General features: G+C 37.0%; 20 protein-coding genes. 4 read left to right on the forward strand and 16 right to left on the reverse strand.

What is annotated here, in order from left to right; translation table 11 throughout:
• Nucleotides 1-25 precede the first annotated feature (25 nt).
• Entirely contained in the window at nucleotides 26-2,716 is a 2,691-nt protein-coding gene (locus JML65_RS01590; protein ID WP_202269703.1) for a reprolysin-like metallopeptidase, read from the reverse strand.
• Between the two features lie 292 nt (nucleotides 2,717-3,008).
• Nucleotides 3,009-3,788, reverse strand: a complete 780-nt coding sequence (locus tag JML65_RS01595; protein ID WP_202269704.1) for a hypothetical protein — start codon at nucleotides 3,786-3,788, stop codon at nucleotides 3,009-3,011.
• Nucleotides 3,789-4,213: 425 nt separating this feature from the next.
• Between JML65_RS01595 and JML65_RS01600 the strand changes: the two genes are divergently transcribed.
• Together JML65_RS01600 and JML65_RS01605 are read left to right on the forward strand one after the other, a co-directional pair.
• Entirely contained in the window at nucleotides 4,214-4,558 is a 345-nt protein-coding gene (locus JML65_RS01600; protein WP_047485652.1) for a MerR family transcriptional regulator, read from the forward strand.
• Between the two features lie 188 nt (nucleotides 4,559-4,746).
• Entirely contained in the window at nucleotides 4,747-6,015 is a 1,269-nt protein-coding gene (locus tag JML65_RS01605; protein WP_202269705.1) for a helix-hairpin-helix domain-containing protein, read from the forward strand.
• A gap of 131 nt (nucleotides 6,016-6,146) precedes the next feature.
• Here the strand turns inward: JML65_RS01605 and JML65_RS01610 are convergent, their stop codons facing one another.
• From JML65_RS01610 to JML65_RS01635, 6 genes are all read right to left on the reverse strand, one after another.
• The gene (locus tag JML65_RS01610) at nucleotides 6,147-7,370 is read right to left on the reverse strand and encodes a YncE family protein (protein ID WP_202269706.1); all 1,224 of its coding nucleotides are present in this window, start codon (nucleotides 7,368-7,370) and stop codon (nucleotides 6,147-6,149) included.
• 326 nt (nucleotides 7,371-7,696) lie between these two features.
• Nucleotides 7,697-8,419 carry a 23S rRNA pseudouridine(2604) synthase RluF gene (gene rluF, locus JML65_RS01615; RefSeq protein WP_047485656.1) on the reverse strand — a complete coding sequence of 241 codons (723 nt, stop codon included), beginning with the start codon at nucleotides 8,417-8,419 and terminating at the stop codon, nucleotides 7,697-7,699.
• A 68-nt stretch (nucleotides 8,420-8,487) separates the two neighbouring features.
• On the reverse strand, nucleotides 8,488-9,186 hold the full coding sequence (truB, locus tag JML65_RS01620; RefSeq protein WP_084086102.1) for a tRNA pseudouridine(55) synthase TruB: 699 nt from the start codon (nucleotides 9,184-9,186) through the stop codon (nucleotides 8,488-8,490).
• A gap of 43 nt (nucleotides 9,187-9,229) precedes the next feature.
• Nucleotides 9,230-10,048, reverse strand: coding sequence for an undecaprenyl-diphosphate phosphatase (locus tag JML65_RS01625; protein ID WP_047485661.1), 819 nt, complete (start codon nucleotides 10,046-10,048; stop codon nucleotides 9,230-9,232).
• A gap of 95 nt (nucleotides 10,049-10,143) precedes the next feature.
• Nucleotides 10,144-10,440 (reverse strand): DUF3098 domain-containing protein, encoded by a 297-nt coding sequence (locus JML65_RS01630; RefSeq protein WP_174772348.1) that lies wholly within the window; start codon nucleotides 10,438-10,440, stop codon nucleotides 10,144-10,146.
• Between the two features lie 2 nt (nucleotides 10,441-10,442).
• The gene (locus JML65_RS01635; protein ID WP_115917293.1) at nucleotides 10,443-11,342 is read right to left on the reverse strand and encodes a cell division protein FtsX; all 900 of its coding nucleotides are present in this window, start codon (nucleotides 11,340-11,342) and stop codon (nucleotides 10,443-10,445) included.
• Nucleotides 11,343-11,433: 91 nt separating this feature from the next.
• Between JML65_RS01635 and rsmA the strand changes: the two genes are divergently transcribed.
• Complete coding sequence (gene rsmA / locus JML65_RS01640; RefSeq protein WP_047485667.1) at nucleotides 11,434-12,204, forward strand: 16S rRNA (adenine(1518)-N(6)/adenine(1519)-N(6))-dimethyltransferase RsmA; 771 nt, start codon at nucleotides 11,434-11,436, stop codon at nucleotides 12,202-12,204.
• Between the two features lie 138 nt (nucleotides 12,205-12,342).
• Here rsmA and JML65_RS01645 read toward each other — a convergent pair whose 3' ends face one another.
• Nucleotides 12,343-14,718, reverse strand: a complete 2,376-nt coding sequence (locus JML65_RS01645; RefSeq protein ID WP_047485669.1) for a T9SS C-terminal target domain-containing protein — start codon at nucleotides 14,716-14,718, stop codon at nucleotides 12,343-12,345.
• A gap of 188 nt (nucleotides 14,719-14,906) precedes the next feature.
• On the opposite strand from JML65_RS01645, the gene JML65_RS01650 reads away from it, so the two are divergent.
• Nucleotides 14,907-15,101 carry a hypothetical protein gene (locus JML65_RS01650; protein ID WP_202269707.1) on the forward strand — a complete coding sequence of 65 codons (195 nt, stop codon included), beginning with the start codon at nucleotides 14,907-14,909 and terminating at the stop codon, nucleotides 15,099-15,101.
• Between the two features lie 5 nt (nucleotides 15,102-15,106).
• On the opposite strand, the gene JML65_RS01655 is transcribed toward JML65_RS01650, so the two are convergent.
• From JML65_RS01655 to JML65_RS01685, 7 genes are all read right to left on the reverse strand, one after another.
• Nucleotides 15,107-18,685 (reverse strand): choice-of-anchor L domain-containing protein, encoded by a 3,579-nt coding sequence (locus tag JML65_RS01655; RefSeq protein WP_202269708.1) that lies wholly within the window; start codon nucleotides 18,683-18,685, stop codon nucleotides 15,107-15,109.
• 170 nt (nucleotides 18,686-18,855) lie between these two features.
• Nucleotides 18,856-21,213 (reverse strand): choice-of-anchor L domain-containing protein, encoded by a 2,358-nt coding sequence (locus tag JML65_RS01660; protein ID WP_084086105.1) that lies wholly within the window; start codon nucleotides 21,211-21,213, stop codon nucleotides 18,856-18,858.
• Between the two features lie 261 nt (nucleotides 21,214-21,474).
• Nucleotides 21,475-22,005 carry a DUF1003 domain-containing protein gene (locus JML65_RS01665; RefSeq protein ID WP_047485674.1) on the reverse strand — a complete coding sequence of 177 codons (531 nt, stop codon included), beginning with the start codon at nucleotides 22,003-22,005 and terminating at the stop codon, nucleotides 21,475-21,477.
• A 9-nt stretch (nucleotides 22,006-22,014) separates the two neighbouring features.
• Complete coding sequence (locus JML65_RS01670; protein WP_410668630.1) at nucleotides 22,015-22,785, reverse strand: TIGR02757 family protein; 771 nt, start codon at nucleotides 22,783-22,785, stop codon at nucleotides 22,015-22,017.
• Between the two features lie 7 nt (nucleotides 22,786-22,792).
• Complete coding sequence (locus JML65_RS01675; protein ID WP_202269709.1) at nucleotides 22,793-23,707, reverse strand: ribonuclease Z; 915 nt, start codon at nucleotides 23,705-23,707, stop codon at nucleotides 22,793-22,795.
• 148 nt (nucleotides 23,708-23,855) lie between these two features.
• Entirely contained in the window at nucleotides 23,856-24,443 is a 588-nt protein-coding gene (gene rdgB, locus JML65_RS01680; RefSeq protein ID WP_202269710.1) for an RdgB/HAM1 family non-canonical purine NTP pyrophosphatase, read from the reverse strand.
• Nucleotides 24,444-24,471: 28 nt separating this feature from the next.
• Nucleotides 24,472-25,302 carry a CPBP family intramembrane glutamic endopeptidase gene (locus JML65_RS01685; RefSeq protein WP_202269711.1) on the reverse strand — a complete coding sequence of 277 codons (831 nt, stop codon included), beginning with the start codon at nucleotides 25,300-25,302 and terminating at the stop codon, nucleotides 24,472-24,474.
• Between the last annotated feature and the right edge of the window lie 121 nt (nucleotides 25,303-25,423).

The raw sequence follows: 25,423 nt of genomic DNA on the forward strand, positions 1-25,423 counted from the left end.
TCTTCTCTTTACATTCAATAGTCTGTTATTTTATGACCAGTTTGCTATTGTATGTCCCTTTTGAAGAATTGATGCTTATAACATACACTCCTTTAGGCACATTCACATTAAACTCTTTAGTTTGATCTCCCCCACTCTGATAAGCTGAAGAATAAATCAATCTTCCGCTTGAGTCAAACATATTTACTTTCACTTCTCCTTTTAAGTTTCTGGACTTCACAAAGAAATGCCCATCACTAGGATTAGGATAAATTTTAATATCATCACCTAAAGAAGGCGTTAGTTCTTTGGTTCCTAAATTTTGGGTTTCCTGAGTACATACCTGAAGAGACCAGCCCGTGATACTGCCTACACTACCCGGATTATTATCTGAAGCAAACAACTTCCATGTTCCCTGGGCTTTATGTCCTTTAAAAATAGCTAAAGATTCATATGATTTATTCTCTCCTTGAACTGGTGAAGCACAAACAACATTGGCCCCTGCATCACTGAATGTAGCAGTAATCCCTGAGTTATTCGCACAGCTACGGTTCCAGATAAGAGCAGAAGTTCCTATCGGGCTTTCAATTCCAATAGAAAGATGTCTTATGTTTGGATGAGTAACAGTTGGAGTGACTTTAATTTTAGTAATTGTTCCATTGTTGCTAACCATTAAAGGAGCTTTTACAATAGGTGATGAAATATTGGCCCCGCCAGGTCCATCTGTAATTGCTACCGGAGTACCACTATAAGTATAAGTTGTACAATTTTCACCAGTCACAGTATAATCGATGACAAAACTTGGAGTCATTGCATAATAGACATTACCTACCGCTTCTATCATAATATAAGCATTGGCTGAGGTAGAACCTGCGGGTATTGTCACTCCCTCACTACCATCATTAGGGGTATTAGCAACAATCGTAGTAAAGGTCTGCCCTCCATCTGTTGATAATTTAATATTTACATTGGCTGTATTAACCGGTGCTGCGTTTGTACCAGCAATATCCCAGGTTACAGCAAAAGCTCCTCCTGAAGATAATGATTGTCCAAATGTTGGAGCAGTCACCTGAAAAGGACCAGAAGCTCCAGATACAGTAACCGTAGATACAGCTTGTCCTATCTGGGGCTGCAGAGGATTATTATCTCTTACCGACATATTAAAGTTAAGAGGTCTTGCCACACTGGAAACAGATTCCCATCGGGTCGTTAACACACCGGACAATACAGTATTAAAATCAGGAAAATATCTTGCTGGAGTACTGATTGGTGTCTTTGATCTGAAAGTGGGGCCCGAAGGCTTTGTAGGAAAAGCATAGGAATTGGCTGACATTTCTGCAGTAGCTGCCTGATCCGTTTGCTCTACTGTGTAGGTATAGGATGCTGTATTAGCATCGGTTGTTGTTCCTTTTAAAACAAATGGCGTTGACTTCGGGATAGTATAATTTCCACCAAGTGTTACTGAAGGTGTCGGATTTGTAAATGGTGTATTTATACCACAAGTAGCTGCATTTACAACACTTTTTATTTGATTAATACTATTGATATGATAATAATCGTTGGAATTAAATTGAACATCTAAGTTTCCTCCTATGATTCCTGTATAAGCCATAATAGTGGTGCCACTGGCGGGTTCTACTTTTTGGTCCGCCTGGCCTGTATGGGAAGTATATGTGTGTCCGGCACCTAACTGATGTCCCATTTCGTGAGCAACATAATCTATATCGAAAGTATCACCTTCTGGGAAATTGCACGAAGTATAGCCTGCTGCTTTTATATCTTCACATATCACACCTAATGAGGCTACACCATTTGCATTTCTTTTGTCAACCAAATGTCCCATATCATAGTCTTCAGCGGGAATACGAGCAGATATGGCATAATATGCACCTGCATTATCATAGTCATTAGTATCATCTGCATCCGTTTCATCAAATGGATCTGTTAACGGATCCAGAAATACAATAGCATCATTATTCGCAATCAGATTAAAATGTAATGACAAATCTTTTTCAAAAACGCCATTCATTCTGGTTAAACTCGCATTCATAGCAGCGATAATCACCGCTTTTTTCTGGACATCTGTTGCCGTCGCCGGAGTTCCTGCAGCTGTCAAATGATACTGTGCATATTCTCCTGTACAGGTAAGTGCCATTCTGAAAACATTGAAACCTGCTGTTTTTTTATTCGCAACACCGTTTTTTTTTTCAACAGAATTCCTCTTCATATCATCTACGGTAGAACATTCGAAAAGTTCTTTATCCTGCCCTCTTCTTGCATTGGAATCAAATACAGCATACACTGTTCTGTCTTCCGTATAAGGTTCAATAAATTCTGATATTCCGGATCGTGTAATCATGGATGAGAATCCTACCGGAGAAAGGCTGAACCTCAGATATACGGAAGGGTCTTCTATCCCTGTTCCTACATACGATTTAATATCCGGAAACTTTGCTTGTAATTCCGGAGCCATATTGGAAAATTCCCAAACCTGAAATCTTTCTAATTTTCCATTAGCAGCAGGAAGTGAAATAACAACTCCTTTTTCATTTGAAAAACGGTCAGGTGCTTTTTGTAAAGTTTGTCTAAGCTTAGCAGTATCTAACAGATACAGAGCGGCAAACTCCAGTTTTTCCTGAGATTTTTTTACTTTCTGAGATCTCAGCTCAGTTCTTGTCCACTGTGAAAATCCTGAAAAGGGGATCAACAGTATAAAAATAAAGAAATAATGTTTCATTTAACTGTAGTTTTTTGTGTATCACTAAATTACATAAAAAACTAATTGATCGAAGTTTTTTCACGATATTATGAATAAATCGCATCTTAATGGAAGTAATCAAGAGGATAATTTTTAATCAATATCGATTTTTACAATCATTTTTCTGGATTTAATGACTGAATTGTTTCAGAAACAATCCTCTTTACCATCATACACTATAGTATTCAACGTTTCTGTATTCACAAGACACCTGGGTAGAGTCATAATTTTCTGCTAAGTATCAATAAATAAGTAGGTGTATATTGATGTTTTAATCATCTGTCAAACGCTCAATAAATACAGTTGCCTGTCTGGGTAATGCAGCAATATTATTTACCGCATCTGCCGGTAAAGTGCCATTAAACATTATCGATATTCTATATACATCACCTGTGGAATTCAGTGATAAAATCGTACTACCCGTGTCTCTTGTTTCCGGATTATATTCAAGTTCAAGAACTGTATATGGAGAAGTAGTATCACCAAAAGGTACTCCTTTTATGGTTCCTGCATAAAACCTTGTTCTGAATTCCCCGCTTTGATCTGTTGGCTGAATAGTATCATCACTACTCAAAAAATTGGATCTCCTAACCAGCATGGAACTGCCAGTCCAAACACTTCCTGTACCTGATGCATTAAAAAATTTGAATTCCAGTTTTCCTCCGATTCTCCTTTCACAGTTAATTCCAAAACAAGATGGATTATTTCTATATCTGACTGATATATTTCCTATATCCACAGCTTCAGTGAGGTAACTATAAGTACTGGGAATTGCCACTTTTTTTACAACAAATTTTATCGTCTTAATTGTTGGAGTTTCAACATCAAATTTTGTTATGGGCACAAAATCTACATCTCCCTGACTATTCCCTACCAAAACCCTGTCATATACATTTGTACTGTCCTTTTTATCAGCAAGTGAACGTATTCTAACATTTCCGTTGATATCCAGATTTCTGGTAGGAGTTACTGTATTAATACCTACTTTACCGATCTGCCCAAAAAAAATGGCATGTACTAACAGGCATAATAATAAAAATTTTATTTTCATAACATTATACTTTGTATTTATTATAGAAATTCAAAAAATGATAACAGATTATTTATTCCTAAAATTTTTTACATCAGATTTTTCCTAAATCTAATTAAGAATATTAATTATTAAAAAAAAGGATATACTACACAGATACTCTATCAACAGAAAACTACTGATAATGAAAAACATACAATACTATCCTACTCTATAATAAAATCAAATTAAGCCAAATACTTCTGTCCCATCCTCTGTATTTTTATGAATAATGCACATCTGTTTCTTTACTTTTTGCCCTCATAACAACTGGAATAAAGGAAGCTATTTACCTTCGTAACTTCATGTGTATAGTTTCATATAAGGGGAAAGTATTCCAGCACTTTAAATATATATTTGGATACAACTTTAAAAAATTTTTATCTTTGAGGTTTAGGAGTTGTAAAATGAAAATAAATTTACCTGACAAACTGTATTATTCTATAGGAGAAGTTGCAAAAGCATTCGATGTAAACACTTCATTAATACGTTATTGGGAACAGGAATTCCCTATCATCAAACCTAAAAAGAATAGAAAAGGTAACCGTTATTTCACTCCTGAAGATATCAAGAACCTCCAGATGATCTACCATTTGGTAAAAGAAAAGGGCTATACCCTTGACGGTGCACGTGTTGCTTTAACCACCAACAGCAAAATTTCCGAAACCATTACGCTTATTGACAGACTTGAATTTGTAAAAGCTGAACTTATCAAGCTGAAAGAGTCTTTGGGAGAAAGAGATTCTGAATAATCCTTATCCTCATAAAAGTATTTCCACAGATTTTTTTCGTTGTTATACTTCTGATGAACCTTTAAATAATTCTAATTTTAAGGGTTTTATATGCATTTTAAAAGCTATTAAAAGGAATTTGTATGGTAAAATAGTTCATTTAATAGCCAGCCATTGCCTGGTCTTATTTTTATCAATAGGTTTACCTTATGATGAGAAAAAGCTATTATCGGAAACTGGCGTTTATGGTTTTGCTGTTGACCATCCTATTCGCCTACCAGAAATACACCAGCAGGGAAAAGAAATCTTTTCCCGAAGTGAAATTTATGATGGAGTCTTCTGCTCCCGTCAGTTTATCTGATTTTGATCCCAATACATTAAGTAAAGAACAATGGCAACAGCTGGGATTCACAGAAAAACAGGTATCCACCATTCTTAAATACAAAGATATAGTGGGAGGCCAATTTGTTTCGAAAGATCAGTTGGAAAAATGCTATGCTATTTCTGAAGAGAAATTCAGTGAACTAAAATCCTTCATATTACTACCTGAAACAAACGAAAAAAGCAATCCTCAAAATAGTAATCGTTTTGGAAAGAAAGCAATGGTTATTTCCGGAAAATTGAACCCTGATAAGCTTTCTGCCAATGATTGGGTACAAATAGGATTCAGTGAAAAACAGGCCGAAGCTATTTTAAAATATAAAAATTATCTGGGAGGCAGCTTTATCAGCAAAGAGAAGTTTAAAGAATGTTTTATCATTTCTGCCGAAAACTATACTCAACTAGATCCCTATCTCTTATTACCGGCAAAAACTCCTGAAAATCTTAAGAATCTACATAGAAATACCGTTCTAAAATCTAAAATATCGTATCACCCCTTTGATCCCAACACCCTGGATACAGAGGGTTGGATGGCAATGGGATTTTCTGAAAAACAAGCCAATGTTATTGTTAACTATCGAAAACGGAATCTGGAAGAAGGTTTTAAAACAGCAGAAGATCTTCAAAAGTGTTTTGTAATTTCTGCCGAAAAATTTCAGGAATTAAAGCCTTATATCCAGATAAAAGAGAGGATAAAGCAACAGGAACAGACGGATTTCACAAAAACGAACCTCAACGCGATAACCTTTAAACAGCTTTTGGAATTTGGATTGGATGAAAGAAGTGCAGGATCCATCATTGGATTTAGAAAAAAGCTGGGCGGTTTCATGAATAAGCAACAGATTCTAGACACCTACAATATTGATAAGGAACTGGTTCAGAAGCTGGTTTCCCTATGTCCGCTGGATGTCTCTGCTGTTCCCAAATATTCTTTAGCAGAAGCTCCCGAAGACTGGCTTAAGAATCACCCTTACTTTAAATATTCAGCAGACAAAATCATCTTCTACCGCATTACCTATCCTGATGATAAAAAAATATGGAAGTTTCTGAAATTAAAGCCTGAATATGAGGAAAGAATGAAATTATACGTAAAATAATAAACATAAGCCTGGAAAAATTAAATTTCAACTACTTATGATTTTGGGAGATCACTTGATCTCCGGTAAAAACTATCCCAAAAAGATCTATATTTTGGGATAATTTTTAATATAAAACACTATTCTCAATTTTAATGATGCATATAATTGCTTGGGCCATTGGTTCCCTCAATGGATTCCGGTAATATGCCGTATCGGGTACGTAAGTTGACAGTCCCTAAGTTTTTTCCGGTGTTGATATCAATTATACTAATGGTGCCGGAATTTAAGTTGGGAATATTTAGTAAATTATTCTGTACGGCTACCACTTCTTTTCCTGATTTGGTTTTGAAGAAAGCCATATGATGTGCTCCTTTATCCGCAGTAAAAGTTTTCAGCAGTTTTAGCTGAGGAAGATTGCTTAAATCGAAGACAAGTACTTTTCCGGGATCTGCAAAGCTTACATAGAGTTTGTTTGTATCATCAATATACATTTCGAGCGCCCAGCCTAATCCTTGGGTACTTCCTTCAAACACTTTAGTAAAAGCATCATATTTTTTGGTTACAGTATTATATGGAGCGATCCAGATGTCACCTCCAAGCATGGTGGTCGCAAGAGCATATTGTGGAAATTTTCCGCGTAGTAATAAAACCTCAACAGGACTGGACATATCTGTTGGGGAGTCTGCAACCTGATAGGTTTCCTTTAATTCATAGGTATTGAGATCCAGCAAAGTACACGTATTACCCATTCCGGTACTAAGATCCGGGTGAATGGTTGACGTTACCATCATTAATCCTTTTTCTTCATTAATGGAGATCCCATGGGGATACATTATAAATTGATTCGGATTGTCTTGAATAGGTGCTTTAATAGTTTTGATCAGCTTATTGTTATCAGCGTTAAAAACTCCTATACTACCATCTTTGGGGCCTCCTGTCCCTCCCATAAAGGTCATAAAATATCTTCCGTCATTGGTAAAAAACAGATTTTCACCTACCGTATTTTCACCTGTATCAATAGGTGTCGCATTAATTAATTGGGGCTGCCCTTTTTGATCTCTTCCGGTTTTTATCTGATAAAGATAGCTGCCTCCCAAAGCAGTGGTAAACATTTTTTGTTCAGTATGATTATAATAAATGTGATGAGGCAGTACACCCACTCCCAATTCAAGCTTGTTACTGATGTTTCCAAAATTGGGGGCTTCAGGATCTAGTTCAATGACAGCAATCCCATCAGGCAATCCCTGTAAACTTCTGTAGTCAATATAAAACAAAGAATCATGGGGAAGATCCGGGCTGTGATGATCATTGTGACAATTAGTGAGTGTTATCAAAATAACAAATAAAATAGCTACATTAAATTGTAATTTCATGATTTTCAGGTTATAGTTATTAGTATTATAAATATAATACATTTTCAATGAAAAGTAAAATATATTACACCACTAAGTGAAAAACAATTAAATAACCTGAGATTCCGGAATAAAAAATAATCTTATAACCCACAACCTTATAGGATGTAGAAATCTATAAGACTTAACAAAACTACTATGTGAAAATCATTAAACAACAAGAGTTCACCCATAAACTCAGGTGTTTTTGTATACAATAAAATATAGGTATGCTACAAAACTTTGTAAGTAATGTAGGAAGAAGATCAAAAAAAGAAATTGGAACTGCTAAGATAGACGTATAGATCTTAGTCGATCGTTTTATTAGAATCTACCAATAAAGTATTTAGAGTATTAAGTTCTTCATCAGTCAAATCTCTCCATTTTCCGATAGGGAGATCCAGTTTAATGTTCATGATACGGATCCTTTTCAGCTTTTTCACCTCATAACCGAGATATTCACACATTCTTCGGATCTGTCTGTTCAGCCCCTGTGTAAGAACAATCCTAAAGTTCATATCATCAATTTTCTCCACTTCACATTTTTTGGTCACCGTATCTAAAATAGGAACCCCATTTCTCATTTTCTCCAGAAACCTTGGGTTGATAGGCTTATCTACGCGAACAATGTATTCTTTTTCGTGGTTGTTTCTCGCTCTGAGGATTTTATTGACGATATCACCATCGCTGGTTAAAAGAATAAGCCCTTCACTGGGTTTATCCAATCTTCCGATAGGGAAAATCCTTTTAGGATAATTGATATAATCTACAATATTATTTTTTTCACGTTTGGTGTCTGTCGTGCAGACAATACCTACCGGCTTGTTGAAAGCAATATATACCGGCTTATCCTCCTGTTCTCTGATAGGCTTTCCATCTACTTCCACTACATCTTCATCTGAAACCTTCGTTCCCAGTTCAGGAATTTTACCATTAATGGTTATTCTTCCTTCTTCCAAAAGTTTATCCGCGGCTCTTCTCGAACAGAACCCAACTTCTGATAAATATTTATTAATACGTGTTTTTTCCATTAATCTATCCCGTAACCGTTATCATTTTTATTGCCCACTGAAATAAGTATACCTTATCTATTCTTTCTTTACATTCCTTCAAATCGAAAGTCATTGTTCAAAAACTGATCTGTAGCATCTTCAATTTTATAATCACCGATCTTAGTACGTCTCAACTGGGTCAGGTAGGCTCCTACTCCAAGCTCCTGTCCTATATCATGAGCCAAGCTTCTGATATAGGTGCCTTTTGAACAACCTACCATAAAACTAACCAAAGGAAACTCAATCTTGATATCTTTGATGTAATGAATGGTTGTTTTTCTGGATTTCATTTCAACTTCCTCTCCTGCTCTGGCAAGATTATAAGCTCTTTGACCATCAATCTTTATGGCAGAATAAACGGGCGGCTTCTGCTCAATTTCCCCTACAAATTTTTCCAGTGCCTCTTTTACCAGTTCTTCTGAGACAGCCGAGATATCCTGCTGAAGAATCTCCGGCTTCTCGGTATCATAAGACTCTGTCTGTACCCCAATTTTAATTTCTGTCCAGTATTCTTTTGGGGCATCCTGGATTTCGGGAATATTCTTTGTGAATTTTCCACAGCATACGATAAGAAGTCCTGTTGCTCTGGGATCTAATGTTCCGGCATGCCCAATTTTAAATTTCTTGGGAAGGTCAAACTCACGTTTAAGTTTATATTTCATTTTATTGACAGCCTGGAAAGACGTCCAGTCCAAGGGTTTGTCTAATAAAAAGGTATATCCTGATTTCAGTTCTTCAGCGGTCATGAATGGTAGCGACTAAGCAATTAATAATGAATGAATGTTTTGTTTATTTAAAGAAATAAAAATAAATCAACAAGGCTACACCTACAAAAATACGGTACCAACCCCAAGGTTTGAAACCATATTTGTTCAGCACTCCAATGAATGCCTTAATTGCAATAAGAGCTACAATAAATGCCACTACATTCCCTACAATAAAGATCATGATGTGATCCTGTGAAGCCATAATCATTTCGTATCCTTTCTGTGGATTTCCGGTTTCTTTTCCCCATGTTTTCACAAACACAGAATATACTGTTACTGCCAGCATCGTAGGAACCGCAAGGAAGAAAGAGAATTCAGCCGCTGCTTTTCTTGTAAGCCCCTGAGCCATTCCTCCAATAATAGAAGCTGCACTACGGCTTGTTCCCGGCATCATCGCAAGACATTGCCAGAATCCAATGGTCACTGCATTTCTTATGGTAATTCCTTTTTCGTCATCAATTTTAGGATTCTTAAACCATTTATCCGCAAACAGTAAAATAACACCTCCCAGTACCAATACTGAAGAGATAGCAATCTGATTTCCAAGAATGGCCTCAATTTTATCATCAAATAAATACCCTAAAACCAATGCAGGTACTACGGCAAAACCCAGCTTAAAGTAAAACTGAATATTTTTTAAATCAAAAAACTTTTTCCAGTAAGCCACTACTACAGATAAAATAGCTCCAAACTGAATAGATACCTGAAACATCTTCAAAAATTCATCTTCAGGAAGCCCCATCAGGTTTGCGGTGAATCCCATGTGTGCGGTAGAAGAAATAGGAAGATATTCCGTAAGCCCTTCTACAATAGCAATAATAATTGCGTTAATTAAATCCATATTCTTTCAAAAAATTAAAAGATTAAGAGATTCTGAAGCTTAGAATACATGATTCTAAATTCCTAAATCTCTTAATCTCTAAATATAAATTATTTCTATTTTCTTTTTAAAATAGCATATACTTCTATTGCAAAACCAATGACTACAAACAGAGGTGCTATCCTGATCCTTCTAATAGAAAAAATGCCATCGTTCCATGAGTTGGGGTCAAGTTTACCGTCTACTGTATTAGCATCCGGGCCCATCATCAGTAGAAAACCACCTACGATAAATGCAAGACCTATCAACATCCATTTGAAGTTCTGCTGTCCGAAATAAAAGGAGTTTTCCTGTGGTACTTCCACTTCTCGGCCGAACTCCGTAGCGGAAAATTTATTTGTTTTTTTGCTCATTGTTAAGAGTAATATAAGTCGTCAACGTTTGATCTTAAGAATCTCCAGGTTGCAATAATGGTACTTAGGACAGTAATAAAAATTCCTACTCCGAATACCAGTAGCACAAGCCATACATACTGTTGATTATCCTGTACAAATGCTGATCCAATCTGGTTGGTAAAGTAATACCAAACTCCAAATAAAGCTAAAAGACCAATCAGAGCACCAATAGCTCCTAAGACAATAGCCTCAATAATGAATGGCTTAAGAATAAATCTTCTTTTGGCCCCCACCAGCTGCATGGTCTTAATGATAAATCTCTTGGAAAATATTTTCAGACGAATCGAATTGTTGATCAATACAACAGCTAACACCAGGAACAGAACTGAAAATCCTAAGATCCACTTTAAGATTCTGCTCAGGTTATTGTAAACATCCACCATCAATGTACTATCATTTTTAACATCTACAATACCAGGCACAGATTTGATTGCCTTAATGGCTTCATCAATTTTTGCAGGATCTACATATTCAGGTTTTAACGCAATTTCGATAGATGAAGGGAAAATGTTTTCTTCAAACAATGCGTCACTATCGATACCCATACTTTTCTTGGCTTCTTTTGCAGCCATACTTCTTGAGATATAGGTAGCTTTTTTTACAGGAGCTAAGGTCTGTACCTTTTTTAAAGTTTCTTCCTCCAGTTTCGCAATCTTTACAGAATCTTTAGCATCATAGTTTTGATCAAAGTAGGCATTCACTACCAATTGTTCTTTGATATAGTCAGAATACTTCTGGGCATTAATCAGAATAAGCCCCATTAAGCCTAACAAAAATAACACTAAGGCAATACTTATCACTACTGTAATATTGCTGGACCGAAGCCTTTTCTTATTAAAATCATCTACAGATTTAGCCATTAATATTAAAATTTTTGGCTAAAATAGAAAAAATCTTCCGAAATTTGGGACGAAAAAGAGAAAATCACTGTTAATAAAATCATAAAAAACTTTGAGTGTAAAAGCAAAAAAACATCTTGGTCAGCACTTTCTGACAGATGAAAACATCGCAAGAAAAATAGTAGAAGGTCTTAGTTTTGAGAACTATACCAACATTATGGAAGTAGGTCCCGGAATGGGAGTTCTTACCAAGTATCTTCTAGAAAAAGATCAGAATATTTATCTCGCAGAAATAGACACGGAATCTATTGAATACCTAAAAAAGAACTATTCCAGTATTACAGAAAATACTTTTGTAGGAGATTTTCTGAAACAGGACTTCAATTTTATCAAAGATGAGCAGATTGCTATCATTGGAAATTTCCCTTATAATATTTCTTCACAGATATTATTCAAGATCGTAGATTATTATGGACTGGTCCCTGAAATGGTAGGGATGTTCCAAAAAGAAGTTGCCGAAAGAACAGCGGCTGTACCCAGAACTAAAGATTACGGTATTCTTTCCGTTCTTATTCAGGCCTATTATGATGTAACGTATCTGTTTACAGTTCATGAGAATGTTTTCAATCCACCACCGAAAGTAAAATCCGGGGTAATCAGGCTTACGAGAAATCCGAAGGAAGGTTTAAGCGGTAATGAGATCTTATTTAAGCAGATTGTAAAAGCAGGATTCAACCAGAGGAGGAAAAAGCTTTCGAATGCATTAAAAGTTTTGAATATACCTGAAGCATTGAAAACCCACGAATTCTTAGACAAAAGAGCGGAAGAGCTCAGTGTCTCAGACTTTATAAGCTTCACCAAGCTTTGGAAAGAAAATCAATAGCGCATACTCACTGTTTTATATTCCATTAATTTTTTAGTTCAGGTATAAAACAAAAAAGTCTGTCTAATCTATTTTGATTACAACAAAAAAGCCTTTCAGATGTACTGAAAGGCTTTTTTGTTGTTTATCTTTTATTTTTTATTCCCTGTTTTTCAGCATAATCCATCCTGATGAATTCATCTGAGCTTTTGACTTAGGGTATTCAAAATTAAACTTATACCAATAGGTAGCCGTTGGAAGTCTCTTTCCTACAACAGTTCCATCCCATACAGGGTTTTCTTTTGAGAACCTGAATACTTCCACACCATATCTGTCATAAATAGAACCTGTAAAGTTTTTAAATTCTCCAAGCGCTTTAAGATCCAGTACATCATTGATCCCATCCTGATTCGGAGTAATGATATTATTGATCTTTAAGGTAAAGAAATCTAAAGTACCCACACAATGAGTTCCTACTCTTCTTACCAGAATAGTATAGGTAGTATTATCTAAAAGCCCGGTAAAGGTATTAGATTCCTGCCATGTAATTCCGTTATCTATAGAATATTCCAGCTTGCTTGGTGTATTGTTCATTGGAGGATTTTCCGCTGTTACCACCATAGTTTTTTTGGCCCCATCATAGTTGATTGCTGTAACATAAGGCGTAGCAGCTCCCATCACTTTAACAGAGAATACCTTTTTACAGATTCCGTTATCAATTTCTACGGTATAAATCCCCCACTGGTCTACTTCAATCTTCCGTGTCGTAGCGCCTGTGCTCCAAAGGTATTTATAATTAGGGCCTGCTCCTGCATCCAGGGTCACTTTGTCACCCACACACATTTCAACATCATGCAAAGGGGTTGTAATTTCCGGGGTAACCTCTATTCTTATGGTGGCAGGATTCAGTGATCTACATCCTTTTGGTCCTATTGCATATACTGTAAAAACAGTAGTCTGGTGCAATGTAACCGTCTGTGTACTTCCGGTACCCGGGAAATTATCCCAGAAATAAGTTGTTCCTCCTTCAGCAGAAAGCGTCACAGATTCTCCCGGACATATTTTTATCTTGGATGATTTTAATTTTGCCGTAGGGGTTACTTCTTTTAGCAATTTCAATTCTATCATTTTACTACAGAAACCTCCGTTTGAAACCACTACATATAAAATCTGACCATCTGTACCATTATAATTCAATATATTCTGGATATTATTACCGTTTTGGGCAATAGCATCTGCCTGATCAACATAAAATTTGAATACAGCACCCGGTGTTGGACTGATTGAAGGCATGATGGTACTTAAATCAAAGGTGGTAATATCCGGGGTAGTACAAAGGAGCAATGTTGCATCCTGAGCCTGTGGGGTAGTTCCACCGTGAATTTGAATAGATGCCTTTCCGGGACATGGATTTCCAGGAACGCTTACCTCAATAGTATAACTTCCCGGTTGTGTGGCAGTAATGGTATTACTGGTCGCATTAGGAATTGCTACTCCATTCAGATACCACTGATATAGTAAATTAGGATCACTTACAGAAGCTGTAATCACCTGTGGTACATTATCGCAGACATTGATATCAGAAGGCAGTGTAGCTCCACTTGGATCTAACAGCTCTACTCCAATATTAAAAGAACCTCCTTCAAGGAATACAGCAGAATCATATGAGTGGTCAGCTCCATAAGGCCCGTAATCGGCAATTACCATTTTAAAGTGATATTCCTGCCCTGGGGTTACTGTAGCTGTAGCCGTAAGGGGAATTGTTCTTCCATTAAAGTTTGTTTCAATATGGGCTGTGTTATATCCTGCAAAATACTGTTCATTGACAGCAGCACAACCTCCTCCACCGGGAATTGCCGGACGAATATTGGTAATGCTTACAGGACCTGCTCCATTGGGAAGTACAGCCATATTGGTGTAAGGACCTCCGGATGTAGGTCTAAGCAATATAGCAAAAGCATCCGCATAGTTACATGGAAAAGTAGAAGTATATTCCTGAGATGCCAGAATATAATTAAACTTTATTTGAGAAGTAGTAGGTACGAAATCAAATTCCAAAAGTACAGCATCAGTTAGTGTTCCTGTTGCACCCGTAGCCTGAGCTAAGTCGGAATCAGTACCTCCTCCATTGGTATCACTAAGATAATCCTGGAAGTTATTCCCTGCTTTATTGGCATATCCTGTAGAAAGAATAATACCATCTTTAAACGGGAAATTGGTCGTGGCTTTGTTAAAATATCCCCATGATCTGTTAGCGTCTCCCACAGCATGATTAGGGGTAATCTTTACGTTGGTCACATTGGGAGTTACACAAGTATTGGTTCCTGATGAAATCAGGACATCTTTCACCAGTTTTTCTATGGTATAGCTGGTTTCAGTATAACTTGGAGCATTTACATCAATAAAAACACCCGCCCTTCTGGATTGTTCAGTTCTTACACTTTTAATGATCTTTCTGGGTTCGTGTATTTGTGAGTATAAAAAATTAGAAACAATTAAAAAAAATAAATAAAACGGTAGATATCTTCTTCTCATAATACTTTGTTTCAACAAATTTAATTTTTTTTTAAATATACCACATACATATTTATTTTTTTTTATAAAAAAACTATAAAAATACCTATAAAAGCTTATCACAAGCTATTTCAAACAACACCTATTATTTCAGAATAAAATAACCCACAGCTATTAACTCTCTTTAAAGACACTAGCAAATGAAGCATATGAAATCAAAAATTAATTCTCTGAAAAATAAGATTGTTCCCAGACTCTGCCTTATTATTTTTTTCATCAATTTCGTGCAGACCTATTATCCCGATAATGATTTCAGAAACATTCAGTTTGATTCCAATATCTATTGTAAAAACAAACAAAATCTTCCGGAAATGGAAGATTTTGTTATGTTGTCTATTTTATAATTGTATTAATTTCTATTTTTCAGTAAGATCCAACCTGAACGCTGCTCCAGTTTTTTACTGGCCGGATTTTCCCATTGTACCCTATACCAATACGTACCGGTAGGAAGGTTTAACCCTTTCATAGAACCTACCCACACCGCATTATCTTTTGTTGCTTTAAATACCTCAGCTCCATACCTGTCAAAGATAGAGGCTGCAAAGTCTTTATAACCACTGATTCCTGTAAAGTCTATTGTATCATTGAAGCCATCCATATTAGGAGTAATGGCGTTACTGATAACCAGTGTAAAATAATCCAGTGACGTACCACATTTTGCACCTACTACACGTACCATTAAGTGGTAGTTCGTATTATTTAAAGTACCATAAAATATATTAGAAGACTGCCACGTTGCCCCTCCGTCAATAGAGTATTCTAAAATACCTCCTGTCGGATTACTTGCCGTAAGGGTAAGAACATGATTTTCATAAGTTATATTCGTAAACTGAGGTAAATCAGGATTAATCAGCTGAGCTGAAAACACTTTGGAACATGTCCCGTTACTTATGGTGACACTATACGTTCCAGGAAGATTAACAGAGATGGTCTGAGTAGTTGCACCTGTACTCCACAGATAAGTATAATTAGTTCCTGCCCCGGCATCTAAAATACCGCTATCTCCAGCACAAACATACACATCTTTTAAGGTAGACTTAATAGCAGGTACTACTTCTATTTTTACGGTAGCAGGATTTACTGAGCTACATCCATTTCCTCCCAGCGCATAAACAGAATACTCAGTAATACCTACTGGAGGAGTAACTACCTGGGTATTTCCATTTCCGGGAAGACCTACCCAATTATAAGTAATTCCTCCCGTAGCTGTTAATGTAACAGATTCGCCTTCACAGATTTTTGACTTTGAAGCTGATATTCCCGCAATAGGAGGACCCACCTCAACGGTAACTGTAGCAGGAGTTGCAGAAACACATCCGTTAGCCCCTACTGCATAAACCGTGTATACGGTTGTTGTTCCCGGAGAAACTACTTGTGTACTTCCGTTTCCGGGAAGACCTGTCCAGTTATACGTAGCACCACCGGTAGCCGTCAGTGTTACAGATTCTCCCAAACATATACGGGGTTGCGAAGAAGTAAGACCTGCGGTTGGCAATGTGGTGTCCTGAGATACTGTCACATTTGAAGTGTACGTACAGCTTAAATTTCCAGGCTGAGATACATTCGTAACAGTTAATGTATAGGTACCGCCTGCACTTACTACAGGGGTAAGAGTATTAGCTCCCGATACTATAGTTCCTCCTGCTGTTGTCCATGCTATGGTAGAGCCCGGAGGTACTACTGAAGCCGAAGCATTTAAAGTAATCTGAGGAGTTGTACAGGTAACCGTTTGTGGCTGTGCTATAGTTAGAGTTGTCACTGCCGTTCTTAATAATTGCAGGGAAACTACGTAGCTACATCCTCCGTTGCTTACCAAAACATATATCGTTTGATTTCCCGGTGGTGAATATGCAGTTGGAGTTGCAATAAAATTAGCATTCCCCGCATTGGCATCAGCCTGATTGACATAATAAACAAACGTAACTCCTGCCGCAGTGGTAATCTGAGTCTGTGCTTGTGTAAGGTCATAGGTTAATCCGGGTTCATAACATTTATGGAGTGTTGCATTTTGTGCTGTAAACGGCTGAGAGACCACTATGGTTATGGTTGCAGGATTCTGAGATACACACCCATTCGCTCCTACCGCCGTTACCGAATATGTAGTAGTGGTGGTAGGTGATACTGTTTGTGTATTTCCTGTTCCGGGAAGACCTACCCAGTTATAGGTAGTACCTCCGGAGGCAGTCAATACTACAGAATCTCCGTTACAGATATTTAGTTTAGTTGCTGTAAGCCCTGTTGCCGGCGGCGCACTGTCTCCTGTCACAGTAACGGTAGCGGTAGCCGTACAAATAATATTTCCAGGCTGAAAGGTATTAGATATTGTTAAAGTATAAGTACCTGCTGCATTCACAACAGGAGTCAGCGTATTACCTCCGGAAACAATATTACCTCCGGTTGTAGTCCAGTTAAATGTTGCTCCTGCAGGATAAACAGATGCAGATGCATCCAGTGTGGTCTGTGAGTTAACACAGGTTAATACCACCGGAGGAGCGATAGTCCCTGTCATCTGCGGTGCTTTTATCAACTGCAGCTGAGCCACTTTGGAACAGAAACCGTTTTTAACCAGAACATAAACTGTTTGGCCTCCAGCACTTGGATAGGTTGTAGGATTAGGAATTGTATTTGCATTTCCTGCATTGGCATCAGCCAGTGTAGTATAATATTGGAAAGTAGCGCCCGGAGTCGTACTTATTGATGTTTGTGCAGACGGTAAATTAAAAATAGCATTTCCAGCAGTGTAACAAGCTGTTAAACTGGCATTCTGCACTGTAGGAGATGTCCCTCCTACTACAGTAATACTGGCTTCTCCCGGACATGTATTTCCCTGGATATAAACCTTCACAGAATATACTCCAGGTTGGGTAGCTGTATAACTGGCTCCGGTAGCTCCTGCAATAGCATTAGGACCTAGAAACCATTGATACGTAACATTAGCTCCCTGAACAGAGGCTGTAAAAGTCTGTGGAGAATTATCACACATATTCACAGAGGCAGGAAGCTGTACTCCTGCAGGATCCAGGATCTTTACTCCAATATCAAATGATCCTGCTTCCAGAAAAACAGCGGTATCAAAGTTACGGTCCTGAAAATCGGCAAGCACCATTTTAAAATGATAAGTCTGCCCCGGAACAACAGTTGCTTTTGCTGTTAAAGGAATCGTACGTCCGTTAAAATTAGTCTCGATTTGAGCAGTATTCGTTCCACCATAATAAGCTTCGTTGATAGGTCCGCAATTGGGATAAGCAGGGTGGATATTTTTTACACTTACCGGTCCTGCACCAGCTGGAAGCACAGCCAGATTGGTATAAGTAGGATCACCCACTTTTTTTAATAAAAGGGCAAATCCATCGGTAATGGTACAAGGAAAATTTTGTTGATATTCTTTGGATGCAAATAAATACCTGAATGAAATTTCGGTGGAGGAAGCCACAAAATCAAATTCTATAGAGGTAGCATCAAACAATTGATTATTAGGAATATTCAATACAGTAGCCAGATCATTATCTCCACCGGAAGGCAGTGCATCACTCAGTGTTGACTGAAAATCATTTCCTGCCTTGTTTGCATACCCTGTTGAAAGAATAATCCCTTTACTAAAAGGAAAATTGGTAGTTGCTTTATTAAAATATCCCCAGCTTCGTTCCGAATTCCCCGGAGCCAGATTAGGAGATACCGTTACATTATTTACGGTAGAGGTAGTACATCCGCCTCCGGATATCAAAACATCCTTCACCAGTTGTGTAATATTATAGCCTGATTCAGGATAGTTTGGTGTATTTACGTTAATAAAAGCTCCGGCTCTCATTGAAGCAGAGCTTCGTTTTACGGCCATCTCTGTTCTATCTCTGTTTTGAGAAGAGACAAAGGTTCCCATAAAAATAAAAAATAACGCAAAAAATAAACTTCCTTTCCTCCTATTTAACATTTTATATTATTTTAAACAAAAATACTATTTTTTTTGATTAAAATTCAGTTTAATGCAATTTACATTATTACTAACGCAAGTTTATTTATTATAGGATATCAACTTTATTTATTTCAAAATAATTAAAAAAAGACTGACAAAATAGTCAGTCTTTCAATGATAATTCAAAATTACTCTATATTTTTAAGCAATATCCAGCCTGTTTTTACAGTAGGCTGTTTACTGGCGGGATCTTCGTAGGTTATCTGATACCAATAAGTACCTGTAGATAATTTTTTACCCTGGAAATAACCATCCCAGTAAGGTCTTATTTTTTCAGCTTTATAAACTTCTCTTCCATAGCGGTCAAAAACAAAACCACTAAATCCATTATAACTGCTCACTCCTCTGAAGTCGATCACATCATTGATATTATCTCCGTTGGGAGTAATTACATTTTTCATAACAAAGGTAAAGTACTCCAGGAATCCTACACAACTTGTATATTTAACTCTCACCCGAATAGAAATCAGCTTATTCTTTGGTACATTTCCAAATACATTGGAAGACTGCCAGCTTACTCCGTTATCTATTGAATATTCCAGAGTTCCATTACTCGGATTGCTTGCAGTAAGGATTAAAGTACCGTTCTCATTAAAATCCACTTTTGTTATTGCTGGAATTACTGCGCGGATCACCTGAGTCTTAAATACTTTAGAACATACTCCATTACTGATTGTCACTGTATATTCACCCGGTGTATCCACGGTAATAGCCTGAGTTGTTTCTCCTGTACTCCATTCGTAGGTATAAGAAGGTCCAGAACCCGCATCTAAAAGGATCCGATCTCCCTGACAGATATGTCCTCCTTTCAGTGATGAAACAATAGCAGGTACCACTTCTACGGTCACCGTAGCCGCCTGCAGAGATTTACATCCCTGAGCTCCTATCGCATACACTGTATAAGTGGTGGTTTGAGTAGGGCTTACTGTTCTGATCGCTCCTGCTCCGGAATTATCATTCCATTGATAGGTTACCCCGCCTTCCGCTGTAAGCAGTAAAGATTCTCCTACACAGATTTTTAACCGTGAAGCTTTAAGCGATGCAACGGGAGTCTCTTCTTTTCTTAAAGTAAGGGTGGCTATTTTACTACAGAATGCTCCGTTGGAAACATTTACATATAAAATCTGGCCATCCGTTCCGTTATAATTTGTAAGATTTGTAATGAAGCTATTATTCTGAGCCTGAGCATCAGCCTGAGTGGTATAAAAACGGAATACAGCTCCCGGTGTAGTACTGATCATAGGTTTGGCATTTTCCAAATTGAAAGTACTCAGCGTAGGTGTTGAACAGAGTTTCATTTCTGCATTCTGTACCGTTGGGCTGGTTCCTCCTATAATAGTAATAGTAGCTTCTCCCGGACACTGATTTCCAGGAATCATTACTTTTACGAGATAAACACCCGGCTGGGTTGCAGTATAAATCGCATTGGTTGCTCCGGGAATTAAAACCCCATCTTTATACCATTGGAAAGTCATCCCAGGAATGGTAGCTACCTGTGCTTTAAGCTGTTGTGGTGTATTATCACACATATTAATGGTACCTGGTAAGGCAGTTCCTGTACCATCTACAATTTTAATTCCAATATCAAAAGATCCTCCTTCTAAAAAAACTGCCGAATCATACCCCGGATCCCTGGCATCTGCCAGTACCATTTTAAAATGATAGGTCTGCCCGGGAATTACATCTGCAACAGCTGTTAAAGGAGTGGTTCTACCGTTATAGTTAATCCCCACATGCGGAGTATTCATGGCTCCAAAGTATGTAGCATTGATAGGACCGCAAGAGAACCCATTTCCAGCAGGAACAATATTTGTTACACTTACAGGCCCTGCTCCACCGGGTAATACCGCAAGATTTGTATAGGTAGGATCACCCACTTTTTTCAATAAAAGGGCAAAGGCATCTGTATAGTCAGTACACGGATAATTGGAAGCATATTCTTCAGAAGCAAATATATAATTAAACTTTACCTGAGTAGAGTTTGGAACAAAATCAAATTCAAGTGCTACAGCATCCTGTAAGTTATAAGGTGGATTAATAGCTGCTACAAGATCAGGATCACTTCCTGAGCCCGGGGATGATCCAAGGTGGCTATTGAAAGTATTCCCTCCTTCTTTTGCATAACCTGTAGTCAGTACAATACCATCAGTAAAAGGAAAATTTGCAGTCCCTTTATTGAAATACCCCCAGAATCTGTTTACATTATCCAACCCCTGATTGGGTGAAACAGTAACGTTGGATACATTAGCTGTAGTACAGTTGGTTCCCCCGTTGATCAGGATATTCTTCACCAATAATTCGGGAGTATAATTGGAGGCTGCATAAGGAGGTACATTTATATCTACAAATGTTCCCGCCCGTAAGCTTTCTGCAGAAGGCTTCACTTTTAAAGGTTTTCTTCTAGGTGATGTCTGAGAGAAAACAGAAATAGAAGTCAATAAAAATACTAAAAGAAAAAAATAGTTTTTAGATCTATAATGTAACATTTTAATTTTATTTGCCCAAATGTAATAAAAAAAATAGATACCAAATTCACTCTTTCAAAGCTTTCTTCTAATTTTAATGTCAGAATTTACAACAAATGCTTTTTATTTTTAAATTTTTCATAAATCCCTGGCGATAATTTTAATCAGGAAAAATAGCTATTCATCAAAAAAAAACAGATCAATGTTTACTGATCTGTTTTTATGTATTATGACAATATAAAATATTATGCCTTATTTTAAGACACCTGAGGTATCAGAAAATCAGTTCTTTTTCAACTGATCAATTTCGCCCTGCAACTGGCTAATAATATCCTTTAAAGCTTTTATTTCATTTTTATTGGAATTCACATTGCTTTTCAATATGACATTTTTTGCTCTTTCATTATGATCTTCATCTTCTTCATCCTCAGCAATCTCCTCAATATCTTCACTGATCTCTTCCAGATCCTCCTGAATATCTTCAATATCTTCATTGATCTCCTCAATATCCTCACTGATCTCTTCGATATCTTCCTGGATATCTTCAATATCTTCCTGAATGTCTTCAATTTTCTCGTGATTTTTATTGACAGACATCTGAATAAATATAGCCAGATAAATTGCCTCTAAAGAAAGTACTGTGGTAAGAATAAGAAGCATTTTATCAAATTCCACAATATTCAGAATAGGAAGCAGAAACGAAGTAATAAAAAGTAGGGTGTGTACTATCAAAGATGGGATAGAGCCTATCCACGATGTGATATTATCTGCTATTTTTTCAAGAACTTCTGCTTTTTCATTATATTTTTTCATCCATTTTTTTTACAAGAGTTCTTTAGTTACTCCAAGTCCAAACAGTGCAAAATCATATTTTGCGGGATCATTTTTATCAAACTTTCTAATGGCTATATCGAGTTCTTCTACGGTTTTCCAGTCGTTTTGGGTTCTTGAAATCAAACCTAACTTTCTCGAAATATTACCGGTATGAACATCCAATGGAATTGACAGATATTTATGATCTATCTTTTCCCAAATTCCAAAATCTACTCCCCGTTTATCCTTGCGGACCATCCATCGTAAGAACATTATGATCCTTTTTGCAGATGAATTTTTACCGGGAGAGCTGATATGCTTATGACTTCTGTGCTTTTCTGTTTCCAGAAAGTTATTTCTAAACCTTTCAATAGCATGCAGAAAATTCGTTTCTGATTCCCGTACTTCAAACAAGCTTTCCAGGCTTTCATTTTCTTTATAAATCCTGTTGAACTGCCTGATAAAGTAAGCAAAATCCTGACCATTAAATGTCCTGTGAATGCTTTTATCCTGAATATCTTCCAAATCCTTCTGTGAATAATTCATCACAAAATCATAAGGAGAATCCCCCATAATGCTGAGCATTTTCTCAGCTGAACTGATAATTGACTTTCTGTTTCCCCAGGAAATTGTTGCCGCCAAAAACCCTGCAATCTCAATATCCTGTTGCAAAGAAAAACGGTGCGGAATCTGTATCGGGTCATTTTCAATAAAGTCTGGAGTATTATACCGGTCAGCCTTTTCGTCCAGGAAACTTTTTAATTCTTCAAACTTCAACATATTCAATTTAAATTTTTACACTCTCCAACGCTTTAGGTAAAAACGTATTGGGGAAAATATTTCTTGCCTCATCAGTAAATACCGTTAGATCTCCATATCGATTGGAAAAGTGTCCCAATATCAGTTTCCCGACCTGAGCTTTCTGGGCAATAGTTGCCGCCTCTAAAGCTGTGGAGTGTCCTGTATAATCTGCCATTTCCTTCAAATCATGCAGGAAAGTGGATTCATGATATAAGACAGTGACGTTTTTAATAATCGGAAGCACACTTTCCAGGTAACGGGTATCGCTGCAAAAAGCATAAGATACTGCCGGTGCCGGTTCAAGAGTTAAGATCTCATTTTTAAGGACGTAACCATCACTTAACACGAAATCTTTTCCTGCTTTAATATGATGATAATCACAGGTTTCAATTTCACTGTATTTGGCAATTTCTTTCATATTAAGATGCCTGTCCTTTGGTTTTTCCTTAAAAAGATAACCATTACAATAAATCCTGTGATCTAAGGGAATAGTATACACCTCTACCCTATTATCTTCATAAATTTTTTCTGAATAGTTTTTATCCAATTCATGGTACACCACTTCAAAACCACGGTGCGTTTCTGTAATATCAAAAATAGTATCCAGCATCTTCTTGATCCCCTTCGGCCCATATACATGGAGCGGATTATCCCTTCCTAAAAGGCGGAAGGACGCAATAAGTCCCGGAAGCCCGAAACAGTGATCCCCATGAAGATGAGAAATAAAAATATGGTTGATTTTTGAAAATCTTGCTTTGGCCTTTCTCAGCTGTACCTGTGTCCCTTCACCACAATCAATTAGAAAAAGTCTTTCTTCCATGTCCAGCAGCTGAGCAGTGGGTGAAGTATTGATAGTCGGTATTGCTGAATTAAAGCCTAATATCGTTAAATAAGTACTCAAATCAATAATTTATTATAACAAATGTACAACAGAAAATCTAAAACGTAAATTTTACCTTACAATTTAAATAGGAAAAGCATAAGACCCCGGATTTTTCTCTTCCATCAGAGAAGGTGAATACCCGGATCATAACGCTGGCCTTGATATCCTAATCTGTCACTTTTAAAAAATCCATAAACAGGTCTAATGCCTGTCTGCGGTGGCTGATTTTATTTTTATCCTCAGGAGTCATTTCTGCAAAAGTCCTGTCGTGCCCTTGCGGAACAAAAATAGGATCATACCCAAATCCTTTGAATCCTTTATTTTCTGTCAGTAGATTTCCATGAACTCTTCCTTCAAAATACTGAGCTCCATTCTCATCATAATAACACAAAACAGTAACAAAATAAGCTTTCCTATTCTCGATCCCTGTCATTTCAACTAAAACTTTTTCAATATTTTTAGCAAAATCATGATCTCCTGCATACCGAGCAGAGAATATTCCCGGTCTCCCGTCTAAAGATTCTACAACCAAACCGCTGTCATCACCCAAACTTGGAATTCCTGTTTTTTCAAAGCAGTATTTTGCTTTAATCAAAGCATTGGCATGAAAAGAATCTCCGTCTTCTACAATTTCCTCATGAATATTGTAGTCCGTAAGGCTTTTCACTATACAATCACTTCCTAAGATCTGCTGAATTTCTTCTTTTTTATGTTCATTGTGTGTTGCGACTAATAATTCCATTTCTTTATTCATTTTCCAATTTTATTTTTAGCTGTATATATTAAATTTCAGAGTAATGGACTTTATATTTTTTCATAAACAGATAGTAGAATAATGAAAAAAGGACAAGTCCGGCGGCGAGGATAAGCCACTCTGAAACATTAAAAACTTTTGCAAAGCTTTCATCTTTACCATAAAGAACCAGCAATGAGAGGCTCAGGTTATTGAATGCATGCAAGAGTATAGGCAGCAGTAAAGTTTTCGTTTTATGATACACCAATCCCAATATACATCCCAGTATCACTGCACTGATAAACTGCCATGGATTTCCGTGAACAACTCCAAAGATAATGGAAGCATATACAATAGCTTTCCATGGTTTAATTCCTTTATTGACCAGTCCTTTCTGAATAATTCCTCTGAATATAATTTCCTCAAAAATAGGAGCCAAAATCACAGTCATAATAATCATCACTACCGGGTCGTCTGTCAACTGGCTCATAAGTTGAATAAAATATTCATAAAAGTCTCCAAAAACAGGACCTGTGGTTGGGATTAAAGAGGTAATAAACTCTGCAATAAACATCATCCCGGCCATCATTGGAAAAATCAGAAGGTAGGTATAGAAATTAACTGAAGAAAGGTTGAAGTTGAGTTTCTTATGGGTGGTACGCCTTACAATGAAAAAATCAAAAAAGGCAATGGCCGTTAAAAATCCTACAGAATTAGCCACCATTAAAAACCAGTCTTTTAGTTCAAGGTTTTCTTTGAAAGTCACTTTCCAAAAAGTACTGAATAAAGAAACAGCCATTGTTCCTACAAACAGTCCAACGACCAAAGTCAGCCCTCCTAGCCACGTGAAAGTAAACTTTGGATATTTGCTATTTTCCATTCTTTTCTCTGTAAAATTTTATGGAAACAAAGATAATTTTTTTGAATGCCACAGGCAACTAAAAAAGGAAATTCTTATTTTTCACCGCGGTAGTTATCCTGATACAAAAATGAGGGCTAAA

It is taken from the genome of Chryseobacterium sp. KMC2 (assembly GCF_016756935.1).
In the GTDB taxonomy this organism is placed as follows: Bacteria; Bacteroidota; Bacteroidia; order Flavobacteriales; family Weeksellaceae; genus Chryseobacterium; species Chryseobacterium rhizosphaerae.

What these genes read in the sequence shown, in the direction of transcription:
- JML65_RS01670 (WP_410668630.1), bottom strand. Translation starts at nt 22,785, where the DNA reads ATGTTGAAGTTTGAAGAATTAAAAAGTTTCCTGGACGAAAAGGCTGAC.
- JML65_RS01650 (WP_202269707.1), top strand. Translation starts at nt 14,907, where the DNA reads ATGAAATCAAAAATTAATTCTCTGAAAAATAAGATTGTTCCCAGACTC.
- JML65_RS01635 (WP_115917293.1), bottom strand. Translation starts at nt 11,342, where the DNA reads ATGGCTAAATCTGTAGATGATTTTAATAAGAAAAGGCTTCGGTCCAGC.
- JML65_RS01660 (WP_084086105.1), bottom strand. Translation starts at nt 21,213, where the DNA reads ATGTTACATTATAGATCTAAAAACTATTTTTTTCTTTTAGTATTTTTA.
- rluF (WP_047485656.1), bottom strand. Translation starts at nt 8,419, where the DNA reads ATGGAAAAAACACGTATTAATAAATATTTATCAGAAGTTGGGTTCTGT.
- JML65_RS01685 (WP_202269711.1), bottom strand. Translation starts at nt 25,302, where the DNA reads ATGGAAAATAGCAAATATCCAAAGTTTACTTTCACGTGGCTAGGAGGG.
- JML65_RS01590 (WP_202269703.1), bottom strand. Translation starts at nt 2,716, where the DNA reads ATGAAACATTATTTCTTTATTTTTATACTGTTGATCCCCTTTTCAGGA.
- JML65_RS01630 (WP_174772348.1), bottom strand. Translation starts at nt 10,440, where the DNA reads ATGAGCAAAAAAACAAATAAATTTTCCGCTACGGAGTTCGGCCGAGAA.
- JML65_RS01610 (WP_202269706.1), bottom strand. Translation starts at nt 7,370, where the DNA reads ATGAAATTACAATTTAATGTAGCTATTTTATTTGTTATTTTGATAACA.
- JML65_RS01625 (WP_047485661.1), bottom strand. Translation starts at nt 10,048, where the DNA reads ATGGATTTAATTAACGCAATTATTATTGCTATTGTAGAAGGGCTTACG.
- rdgB (WP_202269710.1), bottom strand. Translation starts at nt 24,443, where the DNA reads ATGAATAAAGAAATGGAATTATTAGTCGCAACACACAATGAACATAAA.
- JML65_RS01655 (WP_202269708.1), bottom strand. Translation starts at nt 18,685, where the DNA reads ATGTTAAATAGGAGGAAAGGAAGTTTATTTTTTGCGTTATTTTTTATT.
- truB (WP_084086102.1), bottom strand. Translation starts at nt 9,186, where the DNA reads ATGACCGCTGAAGAACTGAAATCAGGATATACCTTTTTATTAGACAAA.
- JML65_RS01600 (WP_047485652.1), top strand. Translation starts at nt 4,214, where the DNA reads ATGAAAATAAATTTACCTGACAAACTGTATTATTCTATAGGAGAAGTT.
- JML65_RS01595 (WP_202269704.1), bottom strand. Translation starts at nt 3,788, where the DNA reads ATGAAAATAAAATTTTTATTATTATGCCTGTTAGTACATGCCATTTTT.
- JML65_RS01665 (WP_047485674.1), bottom strand. Translation starts at nt 22,005, where the DNA reads ATGAAAAAATATAATGAAAAAGCAGAAGTTCTTGAAAAAATAGCAGAT.
- JML65_RS01605 (WP_202269705.1), top strand. Translation starts at nt 4,747, where the DNA reads ATGATGAGAAAAAGCTATTATCGGAAACTGGCGTTTATGGTTTTGCTG.
- JML65_RS01645 (WP_047485669.1), bottom strand. Translation starts at nt 14,718, where the DNA reads ATGAGAAGAAGATATCTACCGTTTTATTTATTTTTTTTAATTGTTTCT.